Source organism: Methylobacterium sp. Leaf108 (genome assembly GCF_001423265.1).
Lineage (GTDB): Bacteria > Pseudomonadota > Alphaproteobacteria > Rhizobiales > Beijerinckiaceae > Methylobacterium.
Window position 1 is genome coordinate 88,457 of sequence record NZ_LMND01000005.1, and the last position, 21,497, is coordinate 109,953.

The following is a 21,497-nucleotide window of genomic DNA, read 5'->3' on the forward strand; positions in this document are numbered from 1 at the left end:
ACCCGTGCCGGTTGCGCTCTCGCGTCCCCCCTGACTGCCGTCAGAGTTCGTTGAACCACCCCACGATCACCAGGCCCGCTTCGGGGAGCGGGACGCGCAGTCCGGTGCGGGCCTGGGAGCGGAGCGCAGCCGGCGAGACGGAAAATTCCTGCACGAAGGCACGCCGGAAACTGCGCTCCTGCCGGAAACCGAACCGCGCGGCCACCGCGGCCGAGGTGAGGTCCGCGTGTCGCCCCGCCGTGATCTCTCCGTGCGCGCGGGCCAGGCGCAGCCGCCGGATCGTCGCCGCGATGTTCCCGCCATCGCGCATGAGACGGTAGAGGCGTGCGCGAGACAAGGCGAACTGCCGGCAGATCAGGTCCGGCCCGAGGTCCGGGTCGGCGAGGCGTTCCTTGATGTAGCGCCGCACGGCCTTGGCGAGTTCGGCCTCGTCGTCCGCGGCCGCGGCCGTGTTCGCGATGTTCTGCAGGGATGACTTGGACAGGCAGGCGGCGAGCAGCGTGAGGCTGCTGCGACTGGCGATGGACACCTTGGCGGGCGGCAGCGGATCGGGCATCGCGAGGAGCCCCTCGATGTGCGCCCCCACGAGCAGCGCCTCCACCGAGTTCGGCGGGTATACCCGCCCGTCGAAGGGACCGATCGGCCCCATGGCCGCCTCGAGAAGCCGGCGCGGCACGACGAGGGCCGTGAGCGTGATGCCTTCGAGCCGATAGTCGGCCGGGCTCGACAGCTTGGTGATCGACATCGCGCCGGGCTCGAAACGCATGCGCCGCCGACCGCAGACGCCTTCGCCCCGGCCGGCCAGGAAGACGTTGATGAAGACGTGATCGAGGCCGATGCGCTCGGCCGCCGCCTTGGTCCGGACCAGACGGAAATCGCCGGCGGTGACATGTCCGACCAGCAACGGCCCGATCTGGCGCCAACGGCCCTCCGTCGTGAAGCGCTCCGCTTCCTCCGGGCTCATCAGGACCTCGCCCGACGGGCTCATCACCTCCCGCCAGGCGGCCTGCCGATAGCCGGCGTCGCCGTCCGCGAGCTGAATCGAATGCCGGGTTGTCGTGGACATGATGAGCGCCCGGCGGAACCGTTCGACCGAGCGTGGGTCATGGAGCGTGGCCGTCGATGTGTCGAGCGCTGCCAGCCCTTTGGCCAAATCGATCCGCCGGTGGGATCCCCGCGTCGCGCCGAGGCGCACCCGTCTTCGCAAGGGCGGGCCCTGGAGCGGCCGACGACGCCGACGACCGGCGTACCGAGGTCGACGGCCCGGCGCGCGCCGCCCCTCCATCCCTCCTGCGGCGTCGCGCCGACCTTGCCATCACGCCTCGAACGGCGCCACACTCCCGCCCTTCGAGCGCCGCGGCGCGACACGGGACGACCACGCATGAGCCAAGGTGCTTCGCCGGCCACGACCCTCGATGACGGCATCGTCGCCACGGCCGAGGCCTGTCTCGGGTCGGTGAGCGCGGCCCGCGATGCGATCCACAAGGTCATCTTCGGTCAGGAGACGGTGGTCGACCTGGCGCTCATCACCATCCTCGCCGGCGGCCACGGGCTGCTGGTGGGCCTGCCAGGGCTCGCCAAGACCAAGCTCGTGGAGACCCTGGGCACCGTGCTCGGCCTCGATGCGCGCCGCGTCCAGTTCACCCCCGACCTGATGCCGTCGGACATCCTCGGCACCGAGATCCTGGACGAGGACGCCGACCGGCACCGCTCGTTCCGCTTCGTGAAGGGCCCGGTCTTCACCCAGCTCCTGATGGCCGACGAGATCAACCGGGCGAGCCCGCGCACCCAATCGGCCCTGCTGCAGGCGATGCAGGAGAATTTCGTGTCGGTGGCGGGCGAGCGCCACGATCTGCCGCGCCCGTTCCACGTGCTCGCCACCCAGAACCCGATCGAGCAGGAGGGCACCTATCCGCTGCCCGAGGCGCAGCTCGACCGCTTCCTGCTGGAGATCGACGTCGGCTATCCCGACCGCGCCGCCGAGCGCCGCATCCTGATCGAGACCACCGGGATCGCCGACCACGCGCCGCAGGCGGTGATGTCGACCGAGGCGCTGCTCACGGCCCAGCGGCTGGTGCGGCGCCTGCCGGTGGGCGACGCTGTGGTGGACGCGATCCTCGACCTCGTGCGCTCGGCCCGGCCCGAGGGCGGCGACCCGTCGCTCAAGGGCAAGCTCCTGTGGGGGCCCGGCCCCCGCGCCAGCCAGGCGCTGACGCTGGCGGTGCGCGCCCGCGCCCTCATCGAGGGCCGCGTCGCGCCCTCGCTGGCCGACGTCAAGGCCCTGGCCGAGCCGGTGCTCAAGCACCGCATGGCGCTGAGTTTCGGGGCGCGGGCGGACGGCGAGACCATCCCGGGGCTGATTGCCCAGCTCGCGGCCAAGATCTAGGCCGCGCCGGTGGCCGCGACCCAGGTACTTCCGGCGAGCGCGCGAGCCCCCGGCCGCCGCGAGACCGAGCACGCCCTGTCGCTGGCCGAGCGGATGCCGCGCCTGATCCTGGAGTCGCGCCGGGTCTCGACGACCCTCGCCCACGGCCTCCACGGCCGGCGCCGGGCCGGACCCGGCGAGAGCTTCTGGCAGTTCCGGCCCTTCGTCGCCGGCGAGGCCGCCGCGCGCATCGACTGGCGCCGCTCGGCCCGCGACGACCGGCTCTACGTGCGCGAGCGCGAATGGGAGGCGGTGCACAACATCTGGTTCTGGATCGACCGTTCCGCCTCCATGGGCTTCGCCTCCAGGCTCGCGCAGGCCTCCAAGGTCGAGCGTGCCCTGGTGCTCGGGTTCGCCCTGGCCGACGTGCTGGTGGAGGGCGGCGAGCGCACCGGCCTGCTGGGCCTCACCCGCGCCACCGCCTCGCGAAAGGTCGTCGAGACCATGGCGCAGGCCCTGGTCGAGGACCGCGCCGGGCTCGACCGCGACGGCCCGCCCCGGGCGGTTCCCGGCCGCTTCGACGAGGTCATCCTGGTCAGCGACTTCCTCTCGCCCCTGCCCGAGGTGAAGGCGGCGGTCGATCACATCGCGGGCGGGGGCACCCGCGGCCACCTCGTGGTGGTGGTGGACCCGGTGGAGGAGAGCTTTCCCTTCACGGGCCAGGCCGTCCTCCACGACCTGGAGAGCGACCGGATCGCCCATATCGGCGATGCCGGCGCCTGGGGTGAGGCCTACCGCACCCGCATCGCCGAGCACCGGGCCGGCCTCGCCGAGATCGCCCGCAGCCAGGGCTGGACGGTGACGACCCACCGGACCGACCGCCCGGCGAGCGAGGCCGCCCTCCGCCTCCTGACGCTGGTCGCCGCCTCCCGCGGGACGGGCTGAACCGATGCTGGGATTGCCGCTGACCTTCGCCGCCCCCCTGGCGCTCGCCGCCCTCGTCGCACTGCCGGCCCTGTGGTTCCTGCTGCGGGTGACGCCGCCGCGGCCCCAGCGCATCGACTTTCCGCCCCTGCGGATCATGGCCGACCTGATGCCGGCCCGCGAGACGCCGGCGCGCACGCCGCCCTGGCTCCTGATCCTGCGCATCCTGGCCGCCGCCTGCCTGATCCTGGCCGTGTCCGGACCCGTCTGGAACGCCGCCGGCATCGGCGCCGCGGCCGGGCGCACGCCGCTCCTCGTGATGATCGACAACGGCGCCACCGCCGCCCACGACTGGCGCGAGCGCCTGCAGGCGGCCACCGACGAGATCGAGGCCGCCGCCCGCGACGGCCGCCCGGTGGGCGTCGCGGCGATGGCCGAACCCGCCACCGCCCTCGAGACCCGGACGCCGGCCGCCGCCCTCGACCGCCTGCGGGCGGTCGCGCCCCGGCCGCACCTGGCCGCCCGCCCGGTCCATCTGCCGGCCATCGCGGCATTCCTCGAGCGGATGCCCGGCACAGCCGTCGTCTGGATCAGCGACGGAATCGCCGATGTCGGCGGCGACGGCTTCGCCGCCGGTCTCGGCGACCTGATCGCCAAGGCCGGAGCGAGCCTGACCATCCGCCGCGCCGAGGTGCCTCCGGCGCTCACCCTCACCACCACGGAGGCCGGCGGGCGGCTGAGCGCCCATGTCCTCAGGGCGGCGGCCAATGGCCGCGACGGCGGGGCGGTGCGGGCCCTCGACCAGAAGGGCCTGCCGCTGGCCGAGCACGATTTCGCCTTCGCCCAGGGTGCGACCGAGACCGAGGTGGCGTTCGACATGCCGGTGGAACTGCGCAATGCCATCGCCCGCGTCGAAATCGCCGGCGAACGGTCCGCCGCCGCCGTCAGGCTGATGGATGAGCGCGGCCGGCGCCGCCGGGTCGGGCTCGTCTTCGGCGGCACCAGCGACCAGGCCCAGCCGCTGCTGGCCCCCACCTACTACCTGTCGCGCGCCCTCGTGCCCTTCGCCGACGTGCAGGAGCCGCGCGGCGCCACCGGGGTCTCCGATTCCATCGCCCGGATGATCGACGCGCAGGTCTCGGTGCTGGTGCTGGCCGATGTCGGCGCCCTCGATGCCCAGGCCTCCGCCCGGGTGACGAGCTTCGTGGAGGCGGGTGGCCTGCTCCTGCGCTTTGCCGGGCCGCGCCTCGCCTCCGGCAACGACACCCTGGTGCCGGTACGCCTGCGCCGCGGCGGCCGGACGCTCGGGGGCACCCTGTCCTGGGACAGCCCGAAGACGCTGGCCGCCTTCGCTCCCGAAAGCCCCTTCGCCGGCCTCACCCCGCCCGCCGATATCGGCGTGCGCCGCCAGATCCTGGCCGAACCGGACGCCGACCTGCCCGGCCGCACCTGGGCCTCGCTCCAGGACGGCACGCCCATCGTCACCGCCGAGAAGCGAGGGCAGGGCCTCGTGGTGCTGTTCCACGTCACCGCCGACACCACCTGGTCCAACCTGCCGCTCTCGGGCCTCTTCATCGACATGCTGCGCCGGGTCGTCGGCTTGGCGGGAACCGGATCGGCCCCGGTGGCCGCCGAGGGGCAGGCGCCCGCCGCCGCGATCCTGGCGCCGCGCCTCGCCCTCGACGGCTTCGGGGCGCTCGGCAGCCCGCCGGCCGGGGCCACCGCGGTGGCGGCCGACCAGTCGGAACGGGCGAGCTACGAGCATCCCGCCGGCTTCTACGGCCCCGCCGACGCCGGCATCGCCGTGAACGCACTGCTGCCGGACGACCGGCTGAAGCCCTTGGACGTGGCGAGCCTCGCCGGCGCCCGGTTCGAGGCGCTGGGCGGGGCCGAGACCCGGGACCTGCGCGCACCGCTGTTCAGCCTTGCGCTGCTGCTCCTCGTCCTCGACACCCTGGCCGGGCTCTGGCTCGGGGGCTTTACCGCCCGCCTGCCGGGCCGGCGCACGGCCCGCGCCGCCGCGGCCGCGCTGGCCGTCGCGGGGGGACTGGCGATCCTGACGATCCCCTCGCCCGGTCATGCCCAGGCGGACGCGGCCGGGCGCCCGGCCGGCTTCGAATCGGCGCTGGCGACGCGTCTCGCCTTCGTGGTGACCGGTGACGAGGCGGTCGATGCCGCGAGCAAGGCCGGCCTCTCGGGTCTGACCCAGATGCTCGCCGCCCGCACCGCCTTGGAGCCCGGCGAACCGATCGGGATCGACCCGTCCCGGGACGAGCTCGCGTTCTATCCGATCATCTACTGGCCGATCGTCCCGAACCGGCCGCAGCCCGGCGAGGCCGCGATCCGGCGGATCGACGCCTTCATGCGCAACGGCGGCACGGTGCTGTTCGACACCCGCGACGCACTCACCGCGCGGCCGGGCGGACCGGCCACCGCCGAGGCGCTGTACCTGCGCAAGATGCTGAGCACCCTCGAGGTGCCGGAACTCGAGCCGGTGCCGGCCGACCACGTCCTCACCAAGGCGTTCTACCTCGTCGACAGCTTCCCCGGCCGTTACAGCACCGGCCAGACCTGGGTCGAGACCCTGCCGCCGGCCGGCGAGGGCAGCGAGCGGCGCCCGGCCAGGGCCGGCGACGGCGTGTCGCCGATCATCATCACCGGCAACGACCTCGCCGCCGCCTGGGCGGTGGGCAAGCGCGGCGAGCCGCTCTACCCCATCGTCGGCGGCGACCAGCGCCAGCGCGAGATGGCCTTCCGCGGCGGCATCAACTTCGTGATCTACACGCTGACGGGCAACTACAAGGCCGACCAGGTCCACGTTCCGGCGCTTTTGGAAAGGCTGGGGCAGTGACGGTGTCGAACAGGCTCGACGTCCTGAGCCTTCCCCCCGCATCGGGGGGAAGGTCGGGTGGGTGTTTTGGTCCTATCGTCGAACACCGAGGCCACCGCCCATGCTGAGCCTCAGTTTCACCCCGCTCCTGCCATGGCCGGTGCTGGCCGGCTTCGGCGTGGTGGTCGCGCTGTTCTGCATCCTCGCCATCGTGGCGCGGGGCCGCAGCGCGATCCTGCGCGCGATCGCCCTCGGGCTGGTCCTCCTGGCGATCGCCAACCCGTCGCTGGTCCGCGAGGACCGCGAGCCGGTCAAGGACATCGTCGCCGTGGTCGTCGACCGGTCGGGGTCGCAGGCGCTGGGCGACCGCAAGGGCATGACCGACACCGTGCGGGCCGAACTGCAGCGCCGGTTCGGCTCGCTCGCCAACATCGAGCCGCGCTTCGTCGACGTTCCCGACGGCGAGGGTGACGAGGGCACCAAGCTCTTCACCGCCCTGGGGCAGGTGCTGGCCGACGTCGCGCCCGAGCGCCTGGCCGGCGTCGTCATGCTCACCGACGGGGTCGTCCACGACATCCCCGCCTCGGCGGCGGCACTGGGCATCAAGGCGCCGCTGCACGTCCTCGTCACCGGCCATGCCGACGAGCGCGACCGCCAGATCAGGCTGATCGAGGCGCCGCGCTTCGGCATCGTCGGGCGCGAGCTGACGATCCGCGCCGAGGTGATGGAGCGCGGCGGCACCGGCAACGCCGTGGTGACGGTGCGCCGCGACGGCGAGGAGATCGACCGGCGCAGCGTGTCCACCGGCCGGCCCTTCGCCCTCACCACGCGGATCGAGCACGGCGGCCCCAACGTCGTCGAGATCGAAGTCGAGGCGCTGCCGGGCGAACTCACCACCATCAACAACCGCGCCGTCCTGCCCATCGAGGGCATCCGCGAGAAGCTGCGGGTGCTGCTGGTCTCCGGCGAGCCGCACCAGGGCGAGCGGACCTGGCGCAACCTGCTGAAGTCCGACGCCAACGTCGATCTCGTCCACTTCACGATCCTGCGCCCGCCCGAGAAGCAGGACGGCACCCCGATCTCGGAACTCTCGCTGATCGCCTTCCCGACCCGCGAGCTGTTCGTCCAGAAGATCAAGGACTTCGACCTCATCATCTTCGACCGCTACGCCAACCAGAGCGTGCTGCCCTCGGCCTATTTCGACAACATCGTGCGCTACGTCCGCGACGGCGGCGCGCTGCTCGTGGCGGCGGGGCCGGAGTTCGCCTCGACGGGGAGCCTGTCGCGCACCCGGCTGTCGGCGATCCTGCCGGGGGAACCCAACGGTCGCGTCGTCGAGCAACCCTACAAGGCCGGGCTGACCGGCACCGGCACCCGGCACCCGGTCACCCGGGCGCTGCCGGGTTCGGAGGCCTCGCCGCCGGCCTGGGGCGACTGGCTGCGCATCGTCTCGGCCCAGGTGAAGCCCGGGGTCCAGCCGATCCTGCAGGGCCCCAACGCCCTGCCGCTGCTCGCCCTGTCCCGCGAGGACAAGGGCCGCGTCGCGCTGCTGCTGTCCGACCACGCCTGGCTGTGGGCACGCGGCTACCAGGAAGGCGGTCCCTACCTCGACCTGCTGCGCCGCCTCGGCCACTGGCTGATGAAGGAGCCGGCCCTCGAGGAGGAGGCCCTGCGCGCCCAGACCACCGGGCGCGGCCGCGAGGTCCGGGTCGAGCGCCAGACCATGGCCGAGACCGCCGAGCCGGTGACCGTCACCGGGCCGACCGGGGCGCAGCGCAGCCTCACCCTGGAGGAAACCAAGCCGGGCCTGTTCTCCACCACCTTCGAGGCGTCGGAACTCGGGCTCCACACCCTGCGCTCGGGTGCCCTCGTCGCCTTCGTCAGCGTCGGGCCGCCCAACCCGCGCGAACTCGCCGACGTCTTCAGCGACACCGACCGGCTGCGGCCGCTGGCCGAAGGCACCGGCGGTTCGATCCGTCGCCTCGCCGAGGCGAACGGCGGCGTGAGCGTGCCCCGGCTCCAGAGCGTGCGCAGCGGCCGACTGGCGGGGGCCGACTGGATCGGCTTCCATCCGAGCGACAGCGCCAACATCCGTGGCGTCGAAGTCTATCCCCTGGCGCTCGGTCTCTGGGCTCTGGCCGCCCTGGCGGCGGCGATCCTGGCGATGTGGCTAGTGGAGGGGCGGCGCGGACGGGTGGCGTGACGGATGCCCGATGCCCCTCGACGCCGTTCCGGGCGTTCAGGGAAAGGGCCGCGCTCCGCTCGCCTGCATTCTAGGCCGGTCGCGACCGGACGCTGGCGACTTCGCCTCGGGCCGTGATGTCGGCATCCGGCTGCAGGGCGCGCCACAGCACCCGCGCGGGGTCGACCGGTCCAGGGAGCGTCAGCGCCCCGTGCGGCACGCGCGTGAAGCCGAAACGGGCGTAGTACGGCGCGTCCCCCACGAGGAGCATCAGGGGATGGCCGCCCTGCCTCGCCGCATCGAGGCTGCGGTTCATCAGGGCCGAGCCGATGCCGCGGTTCTCGAAACTCGGGTCGACGGTGAGGGGGCCGAGCATCAGCGCGTCGTCGGTGCCGATGCGGATGGGACCGACCCGCACCGATCCGACGAGGAAGGTGCCGACCAGCGCCGTGAAGGACAACGTGGGCAGGGGAGGCACGCCCTCGCGCAGGCGGTAGGGCGTGCGGGCGAAGCGGCCGGGACCGAAGGCGCGGGCGTGGAGCCGTTCGACGGCCGCCGCGTCCTCCGCCGATTCCGGCCGGATCAGTAGGGGGAGGGTGGTCATCGCCCCCTCGCTCAGGTGGCGCGGTTCGAGAAGTCGATGCGCGGGTCGATCCAGGTGTAGATCAGGTCCGAGAGCAGGTTCACGGCCAGTCCCAGCAGGGAGAAGATGTAGAGCGTCGCGAACACGATCGGGTAGTCGCGCCCGACGATGGCGGTGAAGGACAGGAGGCCGAGCCCGTCGAGGCTGAAGATCGTCTCGATCAGGAGCGAGCCGGTGAAGAAGGCCGAGATGAAGGCGCCGGGAAACCCCGCCACCACGATCAGCATGGCGTTGCGGAAGACGTGGCCGTAGAGCACGCGGCGCTCGCTGAGGCCCTTCATGCGGGCGGTGAGCACGTATTGCTTGCGGATCTCGTCGAGGAACGAGTTCTTGGTGAGCAGCGTCGAGGTGGCGAATGCGCCGAGCACCAGGGCGGTGAGCGGCAGCGTCATGTGCCAGGCGTAGTCGACGACCTTGCCCCACAGCGACAGGCTCTCGAAGCCCTCGCTGGTCAGCCCGCGGATCGGGAAGATCTGCACGAACGAGCCGCCGGCCAGAAGGATGATGAGCAGGATGCCGAACAGGAAGCTCGGCACCGCGTAACCGACGATGACGACGCCCGAGGTCCACAGGTCGAAGCGCGAGCCCTCCCGCACCGCCTTGCGGATGCCCAGGGGAATCGAGATCGCGTAGGAGATCAGCGTCATCCACAGGCCGAGCGAGATCGAGACCGGCAACCGCTCGCGGATCAGCTGCAGCACCGAGACGTCGCGAAAGTAGCTGTTGCCGAAGTCGAACCGGAGGTAGTCCCACAGCATCTTGGCGAAGCGCTCTGGCGCCGGCTTGTCGAAGCCGAACTGCTTTTCGAGCTTGGCGATGAAGGCCGGGTCGAGCCCCTGGGCGCCGCGATAGCGGGAGTTGGCCTCGCCACCGGTGCGCGCCGCCATACCGGCGCCGCCGAGGTCGCCGGCCCCGCCGGTCACCCGCGACAGGCCGGCGTCGTTCTGGCCCTGGAGCTGGGCCAGCACCCGCTCCACCGGCCCGCCGGGGGCGAACTGGACGATCGCGAAGGTGATCAGCATGATCCCGAAGATGGTGGGCACCATCAGGGCGATGCGGCGCAGGATGTAGGCGAGCACGCGCGGGTTTCCTTAAAGCCGGCCGATGCGGCGGGCCCTGGCGGCATCGAACCACCAGGTGGCGGGCACGCCCAGGCCGTAGGCGGGGGTGCGCTCCGGGCGCCCGAACACGTCCCAGACCGCGATGCGGTGGGTCGCTCCGTACCACATCGGCACCCAGTACCGGCCCGCGCGCAGCACGCGGTCGAGTGCCCGGCAGGCGGTGACGAGGGCGGGGCGGGAGGTCGCCTCGGTGACGGCGGCGATGAGGGTATCGACAGCGGGGTCGGCGATGCCGGCCAGGTTGTTCGATCCCGAGGTGGCCGCGGCGCGCGAGCCGTAGGCCTCGCGCAGTTCCGGCCCCGGCGTCATGCCGTTGGAGAACCGCCGGACCGTCATGTCGAAGTCGAAGTCCTTGAGGCGGGCCTGGTACTGCGAGGCGTCGACCTGGCGGATGCGGCCCTTGATCCCGATCAGCCCGAGGTTGCGGACGAAGGGCTGGGTGTGCGGCGTCAGGCTGGGGTCGAGGTCGAGGAACTCGATCTCCAGGGGCTGGCCGCCCGGCAGGGCCATGACGCCGTCGGTGCGCACGCAACCGGCTTCGCGCAGCAGCCCGGCGGCGCGGCCGAGCAGGGCCCGGTCCTGGCCCGAGCCGTCCGACTCCGGCGGGCTCCACGGCTGCCCGAACACCTCGGCGGGCAGGCTGGCGCGCAGGGGTTCGAGGAGCGCCAGTTCCTCGGGGGAGGGCAGGCCGGTGGCCTTGAGGTCCGAGTTCTCGAAATAGGAGGCCGTGCGCCTGTAGGCGTCGTACATCAGGGTCTTGTTGGTCCAGGCGAAGTCGAAGCACAGGCCGACCGCCTCGCGCACCCGGGCGTCCTTGAAGGCGGGGCGGCGGGTGTTGATCCACCAGCCCTGCGTGCCCGAGGGCGTCGCGTCCGGCAGGGTCTCGCGACGGACGCGGCCCTCCTTGACCGCGGGGAAGTCGTAGCCGGTGGCCCAGACCTTCGCGGTGAACTCCTCGCGGTAGCTGAAGGCCCCGCCCTTGAAGGCCTCGAACGCGACCTGACGGTCGCGGAAGCACTCGTAGCGGATCGAATCGAAATTGTGCCGGCCGACGTTCACCGGCAGGTCGGCGCCCCAGTAGTCGCGCACCCGCTCCAGTTCGATGAAGCGCCCCGGCTCCAGGCGCCCGACCTGATAGGGTCCCGAGCCCAGCGGCGGTTCGAGGGACGAGGCCTCGAAGTCGCGGCCCTCGTAATAGGCCGCCGAGAACACCGGCAGGGTCGCCACGAACAGGGGCAGGTCGCGGCTGCGGCCGGGAGCGAAGCGTACGACGAGGGTGCCCTCGTCCTCGGCCACCGCCTCCGTCATGTCGCGCACCACCTGCGAGATCTCGGGGTGGCCCTTTTCCTTGAGCAGCCGCAGGGAGACCGCGACGTCGGTGGCCGTCAGCCGCTGGCCGTCGTGGAAGCGGGCCTGCGGCCGCAGGACGAAGCGGTAGGTGAGCCCGTCCTCGGAGACCTCCACCGAGCGGGCGAGGAGGCCGTAGAGGGAATCCGGCTCGTCCAGCGCCCGCACCATCAGGGAATCGAAGGTCAGGTTCATGCCCGGCGCGCCGTCGCCGCGCAGGACGTAGACGTTGAGGGTGTTGAAGGTCTCGGAGGATTGGTTGCCGATGGTCGAGGTCAGCTGCGCCGAGAAACGGCCGCCGCTGGGCGCGGCCGGATCGACGTAGTCGAAGTTGCGGAAATCGGCGGGGTACTTGAGGTCGCCGAAGCTCGAGAGGCCGTGGACGGTCCGCGTGCCGGCGACGGCCGCCGGTGCGGCGGGCAGGGCGAAGGCCGCGGCCCCCGCCATCACCGTGCGGCGGGTCGCGCCCGCGGTCACCGCGGTGCCCCGGTCTTCGTGGCTAGCGCCTCGTCGTACCACCACGTCGTCGGGAAGCCCGAGCCGCCGTAGCGGGGCAGCACCGCCGGCCGGGCGAAGCGGTTCCAGCGCAGGGTCCGCGAGACGTTCGAGGCCCATTGCGGCACCACGTAGTCGTGGGCGAGCAGGACCCGGTCGAGGGCCCGCGTGGCGGCGACCACGCCGGCCCGGTCGGGCGCGAAGATCACCTTCTCGACGAGGGCGTCGATGGCGGGGTCCTTGATGCCGACGATGTTGCGCGAGCCCGGCTTGTCGGCCGCCAGCGAGCCCCAGTACTCGCGCTGCTCGTTGCCCGGCGACAGGGATTCCGGCCAGGACGTGGTGGTGATGTCGAAATCGAACCCGCGCAGCCGGTTCTGGTACTGGGCCTGGTCGATCACCCGCAGGGTCGAGTTGATGCCGATCAGCTTCAACTGCGCCGCGAAGGGAAGGATCACCCGTTCGAACACGCTCTGGAACTCGAGGAACTCCACGGTGAGCGGCTCGCCCGACGCGACGTTCGTCATCTGGCCGTTGCGCAGCTCGTAGCCGGCCTCCTTGAGGAGGCGCACCGCCTCGCGCAGGTTGGCGCGCACCGCCTCGGGCGTACCGTTGACCGGGTTGGCGTAGGGCGTGGTGAACACCGAGGCCGGGATCTTGTCCTTGAGCGGCTCCAGGAGCGCCAGTTCCTCGGGCGAGGGCATGCCGGAGGAGGCCAGTTCGGAGCCGAAGTAATAGGAGTCGATCCGCTTGTAGAGGCCGAAGAACAGCGCCCGGTTCATCTCCTCGTAGTTCATGGCGAGGTTGAAGGCGCGCCGCACCCGGGCGTCCGCGAACTTCGGTTTGCGCAGGTTGAAGGCGAAGGCCTGCATGTTGCCGTTGCCGCGATCGGGGAACTCCTCCTTGACGAGGCGCCCCTCCTTCACGGCCGGGAAGTCGCCGTAGGCGGTGGCCCAGTTGCGGGCGACGTTCTCGGTGCGGAAGTCGTAGAGATCGCCCTTCAGCGCCTCGATCAGCACCGTGGAATCGCGAAAATACTCGTTGCGCAGGGTGCCGAAGTTGTTGCGCCCGACGTTCACCGGCAGATCCCTGGCCCAGTAATCCGCCACCCGCTCGTAGGTGGCGCTGCGGCCGGGCTCGAACTTCGCCAGGCGATAGGGCCCCGACCCCAGCGGAATCTCGAGGGTGGTCTGGGTGGCGTCGCGCTGGCGCCCCTGGGCGTCCTTGGCCGTCCACCAGTGCTTGGGCAGGACGCGCAGCTGGCCGAGCACCTGCGGCAGTTCGCGGTTGCCGGTCTCGCCGAAGCGGAAGGTGACCTCGCGCTCGCCGGTGGCCTCGGCCTTCGTCACGGTCTGGTAGTAGTTGGCGTAGAACGGGCTGTTGGCCTTGAGGACGTCGAACGACCAGATCACGTCCTCGGGCGTGATCGGCGTGCCGTCGTGCCAGCGCGCCTCCGGGCGCAGGCGGTAGCTCACGGAGGACGCATCCTCCGCGACCCGGACGCCCTCGGCGACGAGGCCGTAGGAGGTGAAGGGCTCGTCGCCGGAATCCACCATCAAGGTGTCGTAGATCAGGGTGATGCCGCCTTCGAGGTCGCCCTTGAGACCCGACACCACGTAGTTGAAGTTGTCGAATCCGCCCTGGGCGCCGAGCCGCACCAGGCCGCCCTTGGGCGCCGCCGGGTCGGCATACTCGAAGTGCTTGAAGTCGGGTGGATACTTGGGCTCGCCCATCAGCGTCATGGCATGGGCGAAGGCTCCCCCGGTGGTCGGGGCCGGCTGGGCCGGTGCCGGTCCGGCGAAGGCCATGCAGCCGGCGAGAACACCGGCGAGGACGCTCGTAAGGCACGATCCGATCAGGCTGTGACGCGTCACGATCCGGCGCTCTCCCGCTGACATCCCGCCGGCCATTCTAGCGCGCCGCGGGCCTGTCGTTCTTAGGACGCCCGGAGCGGGAACGCCAATCGGGCGCCTACCCGAACGCCATGACCAGCGCCCCGACGGCGATCGCCCAGAGCGCCACCGTCGACAAGGTCGCCCGCCGCCGCTCCTTGCGGGCGATCCGGGCCGCCTGCGCCTCGTCGGGGGCGCCCTCGTCGAGGCGCACCAGGACGCGGCGCAGGCGCTGGGCGATGTCGGGGATGTCGGCGACCACATCGGCCAGCGTCAGGACGGCGCGGCCCGCCCCCTCCACCTTGCCGATCGGGCCGAGGTTGCGCGCGACCCAGGAGCGCACCACCGGCTCGGCCCCGGTCCACATGTCGAGCTTGGGGTCCAGGGAGCGGGCGACGCCCTCCACCACCACCATGGTCTTCTGCAGCATCACGAGTTCGGTGCGGGTGCGCATATCGAAAAGCGCCGTGATGTCGAACAGCAGGGTGAGCACCTTGGCCATCGAGATCTCGTCGGCCTTGCGCTGGTGGATCGGCTCGCCGATCGCCCGGATCGCCTGCGCGAAATCGTCCACCGAGTGGTGGGAGGGCACGTAGCCGGCCTCGAAGTGCACCTGGGCGACCCGGCGATAGTCGCGCAGGATGAAGCCGAGCAGGATTTCGGCGAGGAATCGCCGCTCGCGCTGACCAAGCCGGCCCATGATGCCGAAATCCACCGCCACGAGGACGCCGTCCGGGTCCACGAACAGGTTCCCCGGATGCATGTCGGCGTGGAAGAACCCGTCGCGGATCGCCTGGCGCAGGAAGCTCTGGATCACCGTGCGCCCGAGGGCGGCGGGATCGTGCCCGGCCGCGACGATGGCGGCGCGGTCGTTGAGGCGGATGCCCTCGATCCACTCGCTGGTGAGGACGTCGCGCCCGGTCAGTTCCCAATCGGGCCTGGGCACGCGGAAGTCGGGGTCGCCCTTGGTGTTGTCGGCGAGTTCGGACATGGCCGCGGCCTCGAGCCGGAAGTCCATCTCCATCATCACCGAGCGGGCGAGGATCTCCACCACCTCGCGCGGGCGCAGCCGCTCGGCCTTGGGCGAGAGCGCATGCACCACCCGCGCGATGAAGCGCATCACGTCGAGGTCGCGCTGGAAGCCCTCGCGCACGCCCGGCCGCATGATCTTGACCGCGACGGCGCGCTGCGTCCCGTCGGCGTCGAGCACATGCGCCTTGTGGACCTGGGCGATGGAGGCGGCCGCGATCGGGACGCTGAAGGAGACGAAGAGTTCGCGGATCGGCTTGCCGAAGGCGGCCACCACCACTCTCTCGGCGACGTCCTGGGGGAAGGGCGGCACCCGGTCCTGCAGCTGCTCCAGGTCGCGGGCGGCGTCCATGCCGACGATGTCGGGCCGGGTGGCGAGGAACTGCCCGACCTTGACGTAGGACGGCCCGAGCCGGGTCAGCGCGCGCTGAAGGGAGCCGGGCCCGAGGCCGCGCCGCTCCAGCATCCGCCCGAGGCGCAGGGCCAGGCGCAGGTGCGGCGGCAGGCCCTCGCCGTCGACGACCGCGAGGCCGCCCTCGCGGGCCAGCACGAAGCCGACGCGGACCCCGCGCAGGAGATGGACGAGGGCGCCTAGCACCCGCCGAGCGCCCGGATACGAACCCGACCCTGCGCCGTCATGCGATCTTCCAGCCCGAATGGATCGCCACGATGCCCCCGGTGAGCGCGCGGTGGCTGACGCGCGAGAAGCCGGCCGCCTCGATCATCCCGGCGAACCGCCCGGGGGAGGGGAACTTGCGGATCGACTCCACGAGGTAGCGGTAGGATTCCGCGTCGCCCGCCACCCGCGCGCCCAGCCGTGGGATCACATGGAACGAATAGGCGTCGTAGATCCGGTCCAGCACCGGCATGTCCACGCTCGAGAACTCGAGGCAGAGGAAGCGCCCGCCCGGCGCCAGCACGCGGTAGGCCTCCGCCAGCGCCACGTCGATCCGCGGTACGTTCCGGATGCCGAAGGCGATGGTGTAGGCGTCGAAGGCGTTGCCCGGCAGCGGCAGGGCCTCGGCATTGGCGGTCACGAAGTCGATCCGGCCGTCGAACCGGTCGCCGGCCCGCTCGGCGCCCACCCGCAGCATCGCCTCGTTGATGTCGAGCACCGTGACGTGGGTGCCACGCCCGCCCGCATCGAGGACGCGGAAGGCGACGTCGCCGGTGCCGCCGGCCACGTCGAGGTGGCGGAACGGCTGGCTGCGCGAGGGGCGCAGCATCGACACGAGGTTCGACTTCCAGGCCCGGTGCAGCCCCCCGGACATCAGGTCGTTCATCAGGTCGTAGCGCTTGGCCACGGAGCGGAAGACATCGTCGACCCGCGCCTGCTTCTCGGAGAGCGCCACGCGCTCGAACCCGAAATGGGTGTTCGCCTCACCGGCGAAGCCCGTGTCGGCGGATGTCTTGTCGTCCGAACTCATGCCACTCATACCCCTGGGCGAATGCGCGTCCCTGGCGGGAGCGCGCACCTCGCGGCAAGCGTCATAGCGAAACGGCGGCGGGATCGCCATGTGCCGGATCGTCGGACGAAGCCCCGCTCGCTTGTCCAGGGAGCCCCATGCCGGAACTGCCCGAAGTCGAAACCGTGCGGCGCGGCCTCGCCCCCGCCATGGTCGGCGCCCGTTTCTCCCGGGTGACCTTGCGCCGGCCGAACCTGCGCTTCCCCTTCCCCGAGCGTTTCGCCGAGCGTCTGCAGGGTGCCACCGTCCTCGATCTCGGACGCCGGGCGAAATACCTCACCGCCGGCCTCGACAGCGGCGAGACCCTGATCCTGCACCTGGGCATGAGCGGGCGGTTCGACGTGGCGCTGCCCGACGGCGGCAACCTCTCGCCGGGGGAGTTCTACCTCGACGGGGCGCAGGGCACGCCCCGGCACGACCACGTCGTCATGGCGATGTCGAGCGGCGCCACCGTCACCTACAACGACGCCCGCCGCTTCGGCTTCATGGACCTCGTCCCGACCCCGACGCTGGCCGCCAGCCGCCACCTCGCCGGCATGGGGATCGAGCCGCTCGGCGAAGCCCTGACCGGCGAGACCATCGCCCGGCTGTTCCGGCACAGGATCACGCCCCTCAAGAGTGCGCTCCTCGACCAGCGCCTGATCGCGGGCCTGGGCAACATCTACGTCTGCGAGGCGCTGCACCGGGCGGGACTCCATCCCGCCCTGCCGGCCGGGAGCCTGGCCAAGGCGGACGGGTCGCCGACGCCCAAGGCCCGGCTCCTGGCGCGGGTGATCCGCGACGTCCTCACCGAGGCGGTGGCGGCCGGGGGCTCGACCCTGCGCGACTACGCCCATCCCGACGGCGGCAGCGGCGCCTTCCAGCACCGGTTCCGGGTCTACGACCGCGTCGGCGAGGCCTGCACGGCCAAGCACTGCACCGGCACGATCGCGCGCCTCGTCCAGGCGGGTCGCTCGACCTTCTACTGCGAGACCTGCCAGCCCCCGCCGCGGCCGGGCGGGTAACGGAGTCGAGGATCGGGCGCACGGTTTGTTAAACGCTCAAAGGATAGCCTGACCTCCCCGAGCGGCCGGCGAAGGCCGGTCGCCGATGTCCGATTGGCAGAGTGAGCATGCATCTCGTGGCCGATAACGAGGCCGAAAGGCTCGCGGCGATCCGCGACCTCGACCTGTCGGCGCTCCCTCCCGATCCGCGGCTCGACGCGATCTGCCGGACGGCGAAGGCGCTGTTCCACGTCCCCATGTGCACGATCACCATCGTCGAGGCCGACCGGCAGTGGTTCAGGGCCAAATGCGGCGTGGCGACCGAGGGCAGCGCGCGCGACATTTCCTTCTGCACCCACACCATCCTCGACGATGCCGTCCTCGTGATCGAGGACGCCACGGCCGACCCGCGGTTCGTCGACAACCCGCTGGTCACGGGACCACAGGGCATCCGCTTCTACGCGGGCGCCCCCCTCGTCCTGCAGCCGGGCATCCGGGTGGGGACGATGTGCGTCATCGACACGATACCGCGCACGTTCACCCAGGAGGACCGGGAGCGTCTCCAGGATCTCGCCCTGATCGTCGTGGCGCAGTTGCGCCAAGCCAAGATCGAGGCCGAGCTGCGCGAGAGCGAGGCGCACTATCGCCTGCTCGCCGACAACGCCAGCGACATGATCGTCTGGTCGAACCTCGACACCACGCGCCGCTACGTCTCACCGGCGGCCCATTCGCTGCTCGGGTTCGAGCCGACGGAACTGCTCGGAACCCGTCCCATGGACGGGGTCCATCCCGACGACGCCGCCAGCTATCAGCGGGTCCTCGACGACATCGGGCATGCCCGCGTCAAGAGTGCCGTCAGCCGTCAGCGCTACCGGCGCAAGGACGGGAAATGGGTCTGGGTCGAGGCCACCTTCAACCTCACCCACGACCCCGTCGACGGCCGGCCCGACGGCTACGTGGCGGCTGTTCGCGACATCGACGAGCGGGTGGAGGCCGAGCGCCGCATCGCCCACATGGCCCGCCACGACGAACTGACGGATGTCGCCAACCGGACGCTGTTCCAGGAACGACTGGCCCAGGAGATCGCCCACGCGACCCGGTACGGCGAGCATTTCGCCGTGTTCTGCCTGGACCTCGATCGCTTTAAGTCCGTGAACGACACCCTGGGGCATCAGGCCGGGGATGTCGTGCTGCGGACCGTGGCGGATCGGATGCGCAGGCTCCTGCGGACCGAGGACACCATCGCCCGTTTCGGCGGTGACGAGTTCATGGTGCTGCAGACACGGACGCGACAGCCCGAGAGCAGCGAGTCCCTGGCCAAGCGCCTGATCAAGGCGGTGCGCGAGCCGATTTCGGTGGAAGGCATCACCGTCGGCGTCGGCCTGAGCATCGGCATCGCCCTCGGTCCGAAGGCGGGGGTCGACGGCGACGGACTTTATCGGCGGGCCGATTTCGCTCTCTACCGGGCCAAGGCCGGCGGCCGGAACACCTACCGGTTCGACGACGACACCCCCGGTGCCGGCGACTGGCCTTTCGCCGCCTCGGCCTGACCGACGGACCGCACGCCGCCGCAAGGCTTGCGGTCCGGACGGCGTGTCATGCCATTTCCGGTCGGTCATTGCGCGATGCGGGACGGAGCTTCGCTCGAGTGCCGCACGCGCTTGCAAATACGGTTCCCACTCGGATCGAGCGGAAACCGTATCGGAACGTCAAATCAGTTCGGCTTGGGAGCGCCCGGCTTCATGCCGGTGTCGGCCCGCTTCTCGGGGTTCTTGAGCTGGCTGTAGACGACGCTGCCGAAGCTTCCGATGACCGAGTGCCAGCCGACCTTTTCGTAGAGCGGGTTGTCACGTCCGATCTGGCAGAAGCGGGAGGTCAGGCCGTTGACGATCTCCTCGTCCTTGAGGCCGCCCGCCGCGGATTTGATCCTGGGCAGGAGTTCGTCGATCTTCGGGATGAAGTCCTCCGGCTTCAGGTCCCTGAGCGCCTCGGCGGCACCGGCCCCATCGAAGGCCTTGGCCAGTTCGGGTGACGAGACCTCGCCGCAGGGCGCGTTGCCCACGAGCATCGTCCGGGTCTGCTCACGCGCCGCCGAGACAACCCCGCGATCCTGGATCACGGGCGCCCTGTTGCCCCAGCTGTTGCGGATGTAGTCGGTGACGTCGGCCACTTGGCTGTCGGTCATGCCCGCGCCCACCGCCGGCATCGGCGCGTAACCGGCCTGGGCACCGAGCCCGCCGAGAATCACGCGGATCACGGTCTCGGGTCCCTCGGCCTGGACGGAGGTGTTGCCCGCCAGGGCGGGAATCGCGCCGGGTACGCCCTGCCCGTCCGGCTTGTGGCAGGAGGAGCAATAGCTGAGGTACGTGCCCGCTCCTGGAGCGCCGACCTGGTCGAAGGCCTGCACGTCCTTGACCTTGTAGGTCTCCTTGGCCTTCTGCGTGCGCAGGTAGGCGACCATCGCCTTCAGGTCGGCATCGGTCATCTTCGAGAGGGATTCCTCGATGGTCTGGCGCATCGGGCCGGCGGCGACGCCGGGCTGGTTCCCGGGCGCGGCCCCGGTCTTGAGGTAGGTGACGACCTGCTCGTCGCTCCAACCGCCGATGCCCTGGTGACCGTCGGGGGTGATGTTGGGGGCGTACCAGCCGTCGATGACGCCGCCGCCGAGCTTGCCAGCCAGCCCGGAGTTCCCGACGATCTTGTTTTCGTTGTGGCACATGCCGCAGTGGCCGAGCCCTTCGACGAGGTAGGCGCCGCGATTGACCTCGGCACTGGCGTTGGGGTCGGGCTTGAACTCGCCGGCCGTGAAGAAGGCGGTACGCCAAGTGATCAGCGCCGTGCGGATGTTGAAGGGGAAGGGGATCTCGGACGCCTGACGGACCTCGCGCACCGGTTCGAGGGACTGGAGATAGGCGAAGATCACCTTCACGTCCTCGCGGGTGACCTTGGTGTACCAGGCGAACGGAAAGGCGGGGTAAAGGTACGACCCGTCCTTGGTGATGCCCTCGTGCATGGCGCGGGCGAAGTCCTCCTCCGTCCAGTTGCCGAGACCGGTTTCCTTGTCGGGGGTCAGGTTGGGCGTGCGGATCTTGCCGATGGGGGTGTTGAGCACATAGTTGCCGGCGAAGGGCTTGCCCCCCGGTGCGGTGTGACAGGCCACGCAATCGCCGGCGGTGACAAGATATTGGCCCCGTTTGATCAGATCCGCATCGGCGCCCTGGGCGGCGGCGGCGGTGATGCCGAGGGTCAGGACAACGGCACCCACAGCCGCAGCGTCGATACGAACCATCGTGCCGATTTCCTTCGCTCAATCGCCCGAAGCGGAACCCGCGTCACACCCGGCGCCGCTGCGCAAACGCGACGGTTTCCGCGTCAGTTCCACGCGTCCGGCCGGGTTCATCGCCGAGAGGTTGCATCGGCACCGTCCGGCGCTGCCGCAGCCTGACGGCGAGTTCGCAGGCGTGGGCGAGCAGCGCGCCGAGGAGGCAGGCCGCGACGAACGGCCACGGCGCATCGGTGAGGGCCATCCGCACGCCCAGCATCAGCGATGCACCGGACGCGAGGTTGCACAGCAGCGGGAAAGGCGCCGGCCCCTTCCGCCGGCACCAGAGCAGCAGCACCACCGCCTCCAGGGCGACCAGACCGAGGACGACGTCGATGATGCGGCCGCTCGCGAACAGGTCGGTCATGACATCCCGCGGCGCGGTGGAGGCGATGGGGTGACGCCCCGGCTCAGGCCCGGCCGAACGGCCCGTTGAGGCGCACGATCGTCAGGTTGAGGTAGGAGGCGACGCTGACCCAGGCGAGATAGGGCAGCAGCAGCAGCGCAGGAACGGTGGCGATCGACGCCGTGACCACGATCAGGGAGACGACGGAGGCCCAGAGGACCAGCACCTCGACGAAGGCCCAGTCCGGCCGACGCATGCGAAAGAAGAGTCCGCTCCAGGCGATGTTGAGGACCACGTTGATGGCGTAGGCGACCACCAGCGCCGTGCGCGGACCCGGACGCGGGTCGGCTTCCCAGGCCATGACGCCGGAGATCGCCGCGAGGGTGAAGATCGTGGTCCATACGGGCCCGAACACCCATTCCGGCGGCTGCCAGGACGGCTTGCGCAAGGCCTTGTACCACGGGCCGATCGTGGTCAGCAGGCCGCCCGCGAGGGCGCACAGGACCGCGACCGCGGCAGCGACCCCGATCGGCGCCCAATTCCAGTCCAAGA

At 71.1% G+C, this 21,497-nt stretch carries 16 protein-coding genes; 6 read left to right on the forward strand and 10 right to left on the reverse strand.

Features of this window, described 5'->3' with window-relative positions; genetic code table 11:
• Nucleotides 1–40 precede the first annotated feature (40 nt).
• Nucleotides 41–1,195, reverse strand: a complete 1,155-nt coding sequence (locus tag ASF39_RS05735; RefSeq protein ID WP_056281798.1) for a helix-turn-helix domain-containing protein — start codon at nucleotides 1,193–1,195, stop codon at nucleotides 41–43.
• A 186-nt stretch (nucleotides 1,196–1,381) separates the two neighbouring features.
• Here ASF39_RS05735 and ASF39_RS05740 point away from each other — a divergent pair, with 186 nt between their 5' ends.
• The 4 genes from ASF39_RS05740 (at nucleotide 1,382) to ASF39_RS05755 (ending at nucleotide 8,322) form a co-directional block, all read left to right on the forward strand.
• Complete coding sequence (locus ASF39_RS05740) at nucleotides 1,382–2,386, forward strand: MoxR family ATPase (RefSeq protein ID WP_055882283.1); 1,005 nt, start codon at nucleotides 1,382–1,384, stop codon at nucleotides 2,384–2,386.
• A gap of 9 nt (nucleotides 2,387–2,395) precedes the next feature.
• Nucleotides 2,396–3,310, forward strand: coding sequence for a DUF58 domain-containing protein (locus ASF39_RS05745; RefSeq protein WP_055882280.1), 915 nt, complete (start codon nucleotides 2,396–2,398; stop codon nucleotides 3,308–3,310).
• Nucleotides 3,311–3,314: 4 nt separating this feature from the next.
• Nucleotides 3,315–6,140: a DUF4159 domain-containing protein gene (locus ASF39_RS05750; RefSeq protein WP_056281801.1), complete on the forward strand. Its 2,826-nt coding sequence runs from the start codon at nucleotides 3,315–3,317 to the stop codon at nucleotides 6,138–6,140.
• A 100-nt stretch (nucleotides 6,141–6,240) separates the two neighbouring features.
• Nucleotides 6,241–8,322 (forward strand): hypothetical protein, encoded by a 2,082-nt coding sequence (locus ASF39_RS05755; RefSeq protein ID WP_056281806.1) that lies wholly within the window; start codon nucleotides 6,241–6,243, stop codon nucleotides 8,320–8,322.
• Between the two features lie 70 nt (nucleotides 8,323–8,392).
• Here ASF39_RS05755 and ASF39_RS05760 read toward each other — a convergent pair whose 3' ends face one another.
• The 6 genes from ASF39_RS05760 to ubiE form a co-directional block, all read right to left on the reverse strand.
• Nucleotides 8,393–8,905, reverse strand: coding sequence for an N-acetyltransferase (locus tag ASF39_RS05760; protein ID WP_056281810.1), 513 nt, complete (start codon nucleotides 8,903–8,905; stop codon nucleotides 8,393–8,395).
• 11 nt (nucleotides 8,906–8,916) lie between these two features.
• The gene (locus ASF39_RS05765) at nucleotides 8,917–10,023 is read right to left on the reverse strand and encodes a microcin C ABC transporter permease YejB (protein ID WP_056281813.1); all 1,107 of its coding nucleotides are present in this window, start codon (nucleotides 10,021–10,023) and stop codon (nucleotides 8,917–8,919) included.
• A 12-nt stretch (nucleotides 10,024–10,035) separates the two neighbouring features.
• The gene (locus tag ASF39_RS05770) at nucleotides 10,036–11,859 is read right to left on the reverse strand and encodes an extracellular solute-binding protein (RefSeq protein ID WP_056281895.1); all 1,824 of its coding nucleotides are present in this window, start codon (nucleotides 11,857–11,859) and stop codon (nucleotides 10,036–10,038) included.
• Nucleotides 11,860–11,885: 26 nt separating this feature from the next.
• A complete protein-coding gene (locus ASF39_RS05775) occupies nucleotides 11,886–13,715 on the reverse strand; it encodes an extracellular solute-binding protein (RefSeq protein ID WP_244472291.1) in 1,830 nt (609 codons plus the stop codon).
• A gap of 163 nt (nucleotides 13,716–13,878) precedes the next feature.
• Nucleotides 13,879–15,426 carry a 2-polyprenylphenol 6-hydroxylase gene (ubiB, locus tag ASF39_RS05780; RefSeq protein ID WP_056281815.1) on the reverse strand — a complete coding sequence of 516 codons (1,548 nt, stop codon included), beginning with the start codon at nucleotides 15,424–15,426 and terminating at the stop codon, nucleotides 13,879–13,881.
• A 37-nt stretch (nucleotides 15,427–15,463) separates the two neighbouring features.
• Complete coding sequence (ubiE, locus tag ASF39_RS05785; RefSeq protein ID WP_056281818.1) at nucleotides 15,464–16,255, reverse strand: bifunctional demethylmenaquinone methyltransferase/2-methoxy-6-polyprenyl-1,4-benzoquinol methylase UbiE; 792 nt, start codon at nucleotides 16,253–16,255, stop codon at nucleotides 15,464–15,466.
• Between the two features lie 137 nt (nucleotides 16,256–16,392).
• Here ubiE and mutM point away from each other — a divergent pair, with 137 nt between their 5' ends.
• Nucleotides 16,393–17,298 carry a bifunctional DNA-formamidopyrimidine glycosylase/DNA-(apurinic or apyrimidinic site) lyase gene (gene mutM, locus ASF39_RS05790; protein ID WP_056281820.1) on the forward strand — a complete coding sequence of 302 codons (906 nt, stop codon included), beginning with the start codon at nucleotides 16,393–16,395 and terminating at the stop codon, nucleotides 17,296–17,298.
• A 107-nt stretch (nucleotides 17,299–17,405) separates the two neighbouring features.
• Complete coding sequence (locus ASF39_RS05795; RefSeq protein WP_244472292.1) at nucleotides 17,406–18,827, forward strand: diguanylate cyclase; 1,422 nt, start codon at nucleotides 17,406–17,408, stop codon at nucleotides 18,825–18,827.
• Between the two features lie 164 nt (nucleotides 18,828–18,991).
• On the opposite strand, the gene ASF39_RS05800 is transcribed toward ASF39_RS05795, so the two are convergent.
• From ASF39_RS05800 to ASF39_RS05810, 3 genes are read right to left on the reverse strand one after another with little or no spacing between them, the layout of a single operon-like run.
• The gene (locus ASF39_RS05800; RefSeq protein ID WP_056281822.1) at nucleotides 18,992–20,566 is read right to left on the reverse strand and encodes a c-type cytochrome; all 1,575 of its coding nucleotides are present in this window, start codon (nucleotides 20,564–20,566) and stop codon (nucleotides 18,992–18,994) included.
• Nucleotides 20,567–20,609: 43 nt separating this feature from the next.
• Entirely contained in the window at nucleotides 20,610–20,966 is a 357-nt protein-coding gene (locus ASF39_RS05805) for a hypothetical protein (RefSeq protein WP_055882244.1), read from the reverse strand.
• Nucleotides 20,967–21,009: 43 nt separating this feature from the next.
• The gene (locus ASF39_RS05810) at nucleotides 21,010–21,495 is read right to left on the reverse strand and encodes a TspO/MBR family protein (RefSeq protein ID WP_244472287.1); all 486 of its coding nucleotides are present in this window, start codon (nucleotides 21,493–21,495) and stop codon (nucleotides 21,010–21,012) included.
• Nucleotides 21,496–21,497 lie beyond the last annotated feature (2 nt).

Excerpts from the sequence above, each read along its gene's own strand:
- ASF39_RS05750 (WP_056281801.1), top strand. The coding sequence starts at position 3,315 with ATGCTGGGATTGCCGCTGACCTTCGCCGCCCCCCTGGCGCTCGCCGCC.
- ASF39_RS05805 (WP_055882244.1), bottom strand. The coding sequence starts at position 20,966 with ATGACCGACCTGTTCGCGAGCGGCCGCATCATCGACGTCGTCCTCGGT.
- ASF39_RS05800 (WP_056281822.1), bottom strand. The coding sequence starts at position 20,566 with ATGGTTCGTATCGACGCTGCGGCTGTGGGTGCCGTTGTCCTGACCCTC.
- ASF39_RS05770 (WP_056281895.1), bottom strand. The coding sequence starts at position 11,859 with ATGGCGGGGGCCGCGGCCTTCGCCCTGCCCGCCGCACCGGCGGCCGTC.
- ASF39_RS05795 (WP_244472292.1), top strand. The coding sequence starts at position 17,406 with ATGCATCTCGTGGCCGATAACGAGGCCGAAAGGCTCGCGGCGATCCGC.
- ubiE (WP_056281818.1), bottom strand. The coding sequence starts at position 16,255 with ATGAGTTCGGACGACAAGACATCCGCCGACACGGGCTTCGCCGGTGAG.
- ASF39_RS05760 (WP_056281810.1), bottom strand. The coding sequence starts at position 8,905 with ATGACCACCCTCCCCCTACTGATCCGGCCGGAATCGGCGGAGGACGCG.
- ASF39_RS05755 (WP_056281806.1), top strand. The coding sequence starts at position 6,241 with ATGCTGAGCCTCAGTTTCACCCCGCTCCTGCCATGGCCGGTGCTGGCC.
- ASF39_RS05775 (WP_244472291.1), bottom strand. The coding sequence starts at position 13,715 with ATGGCCTTCGCCGGACCGGCACCGGCCCAGCCGGCCCCGACCACCGGG.
- mutM (WP_056281820.1), top strand. The coding sequence starts at position 16,393 with ATGCCGGAACTGCCCGAAGTCGAAACCGTGCGGCGCGGCCTCGCCCCC.
- ASF39_RS05740 (WP_055882283.1), top strand. The coding sequence starts at position 1,382 with ATGAGCCAAGGTGCTTCGCCGGCCACGACCCTCGATGACGGCATCGTC.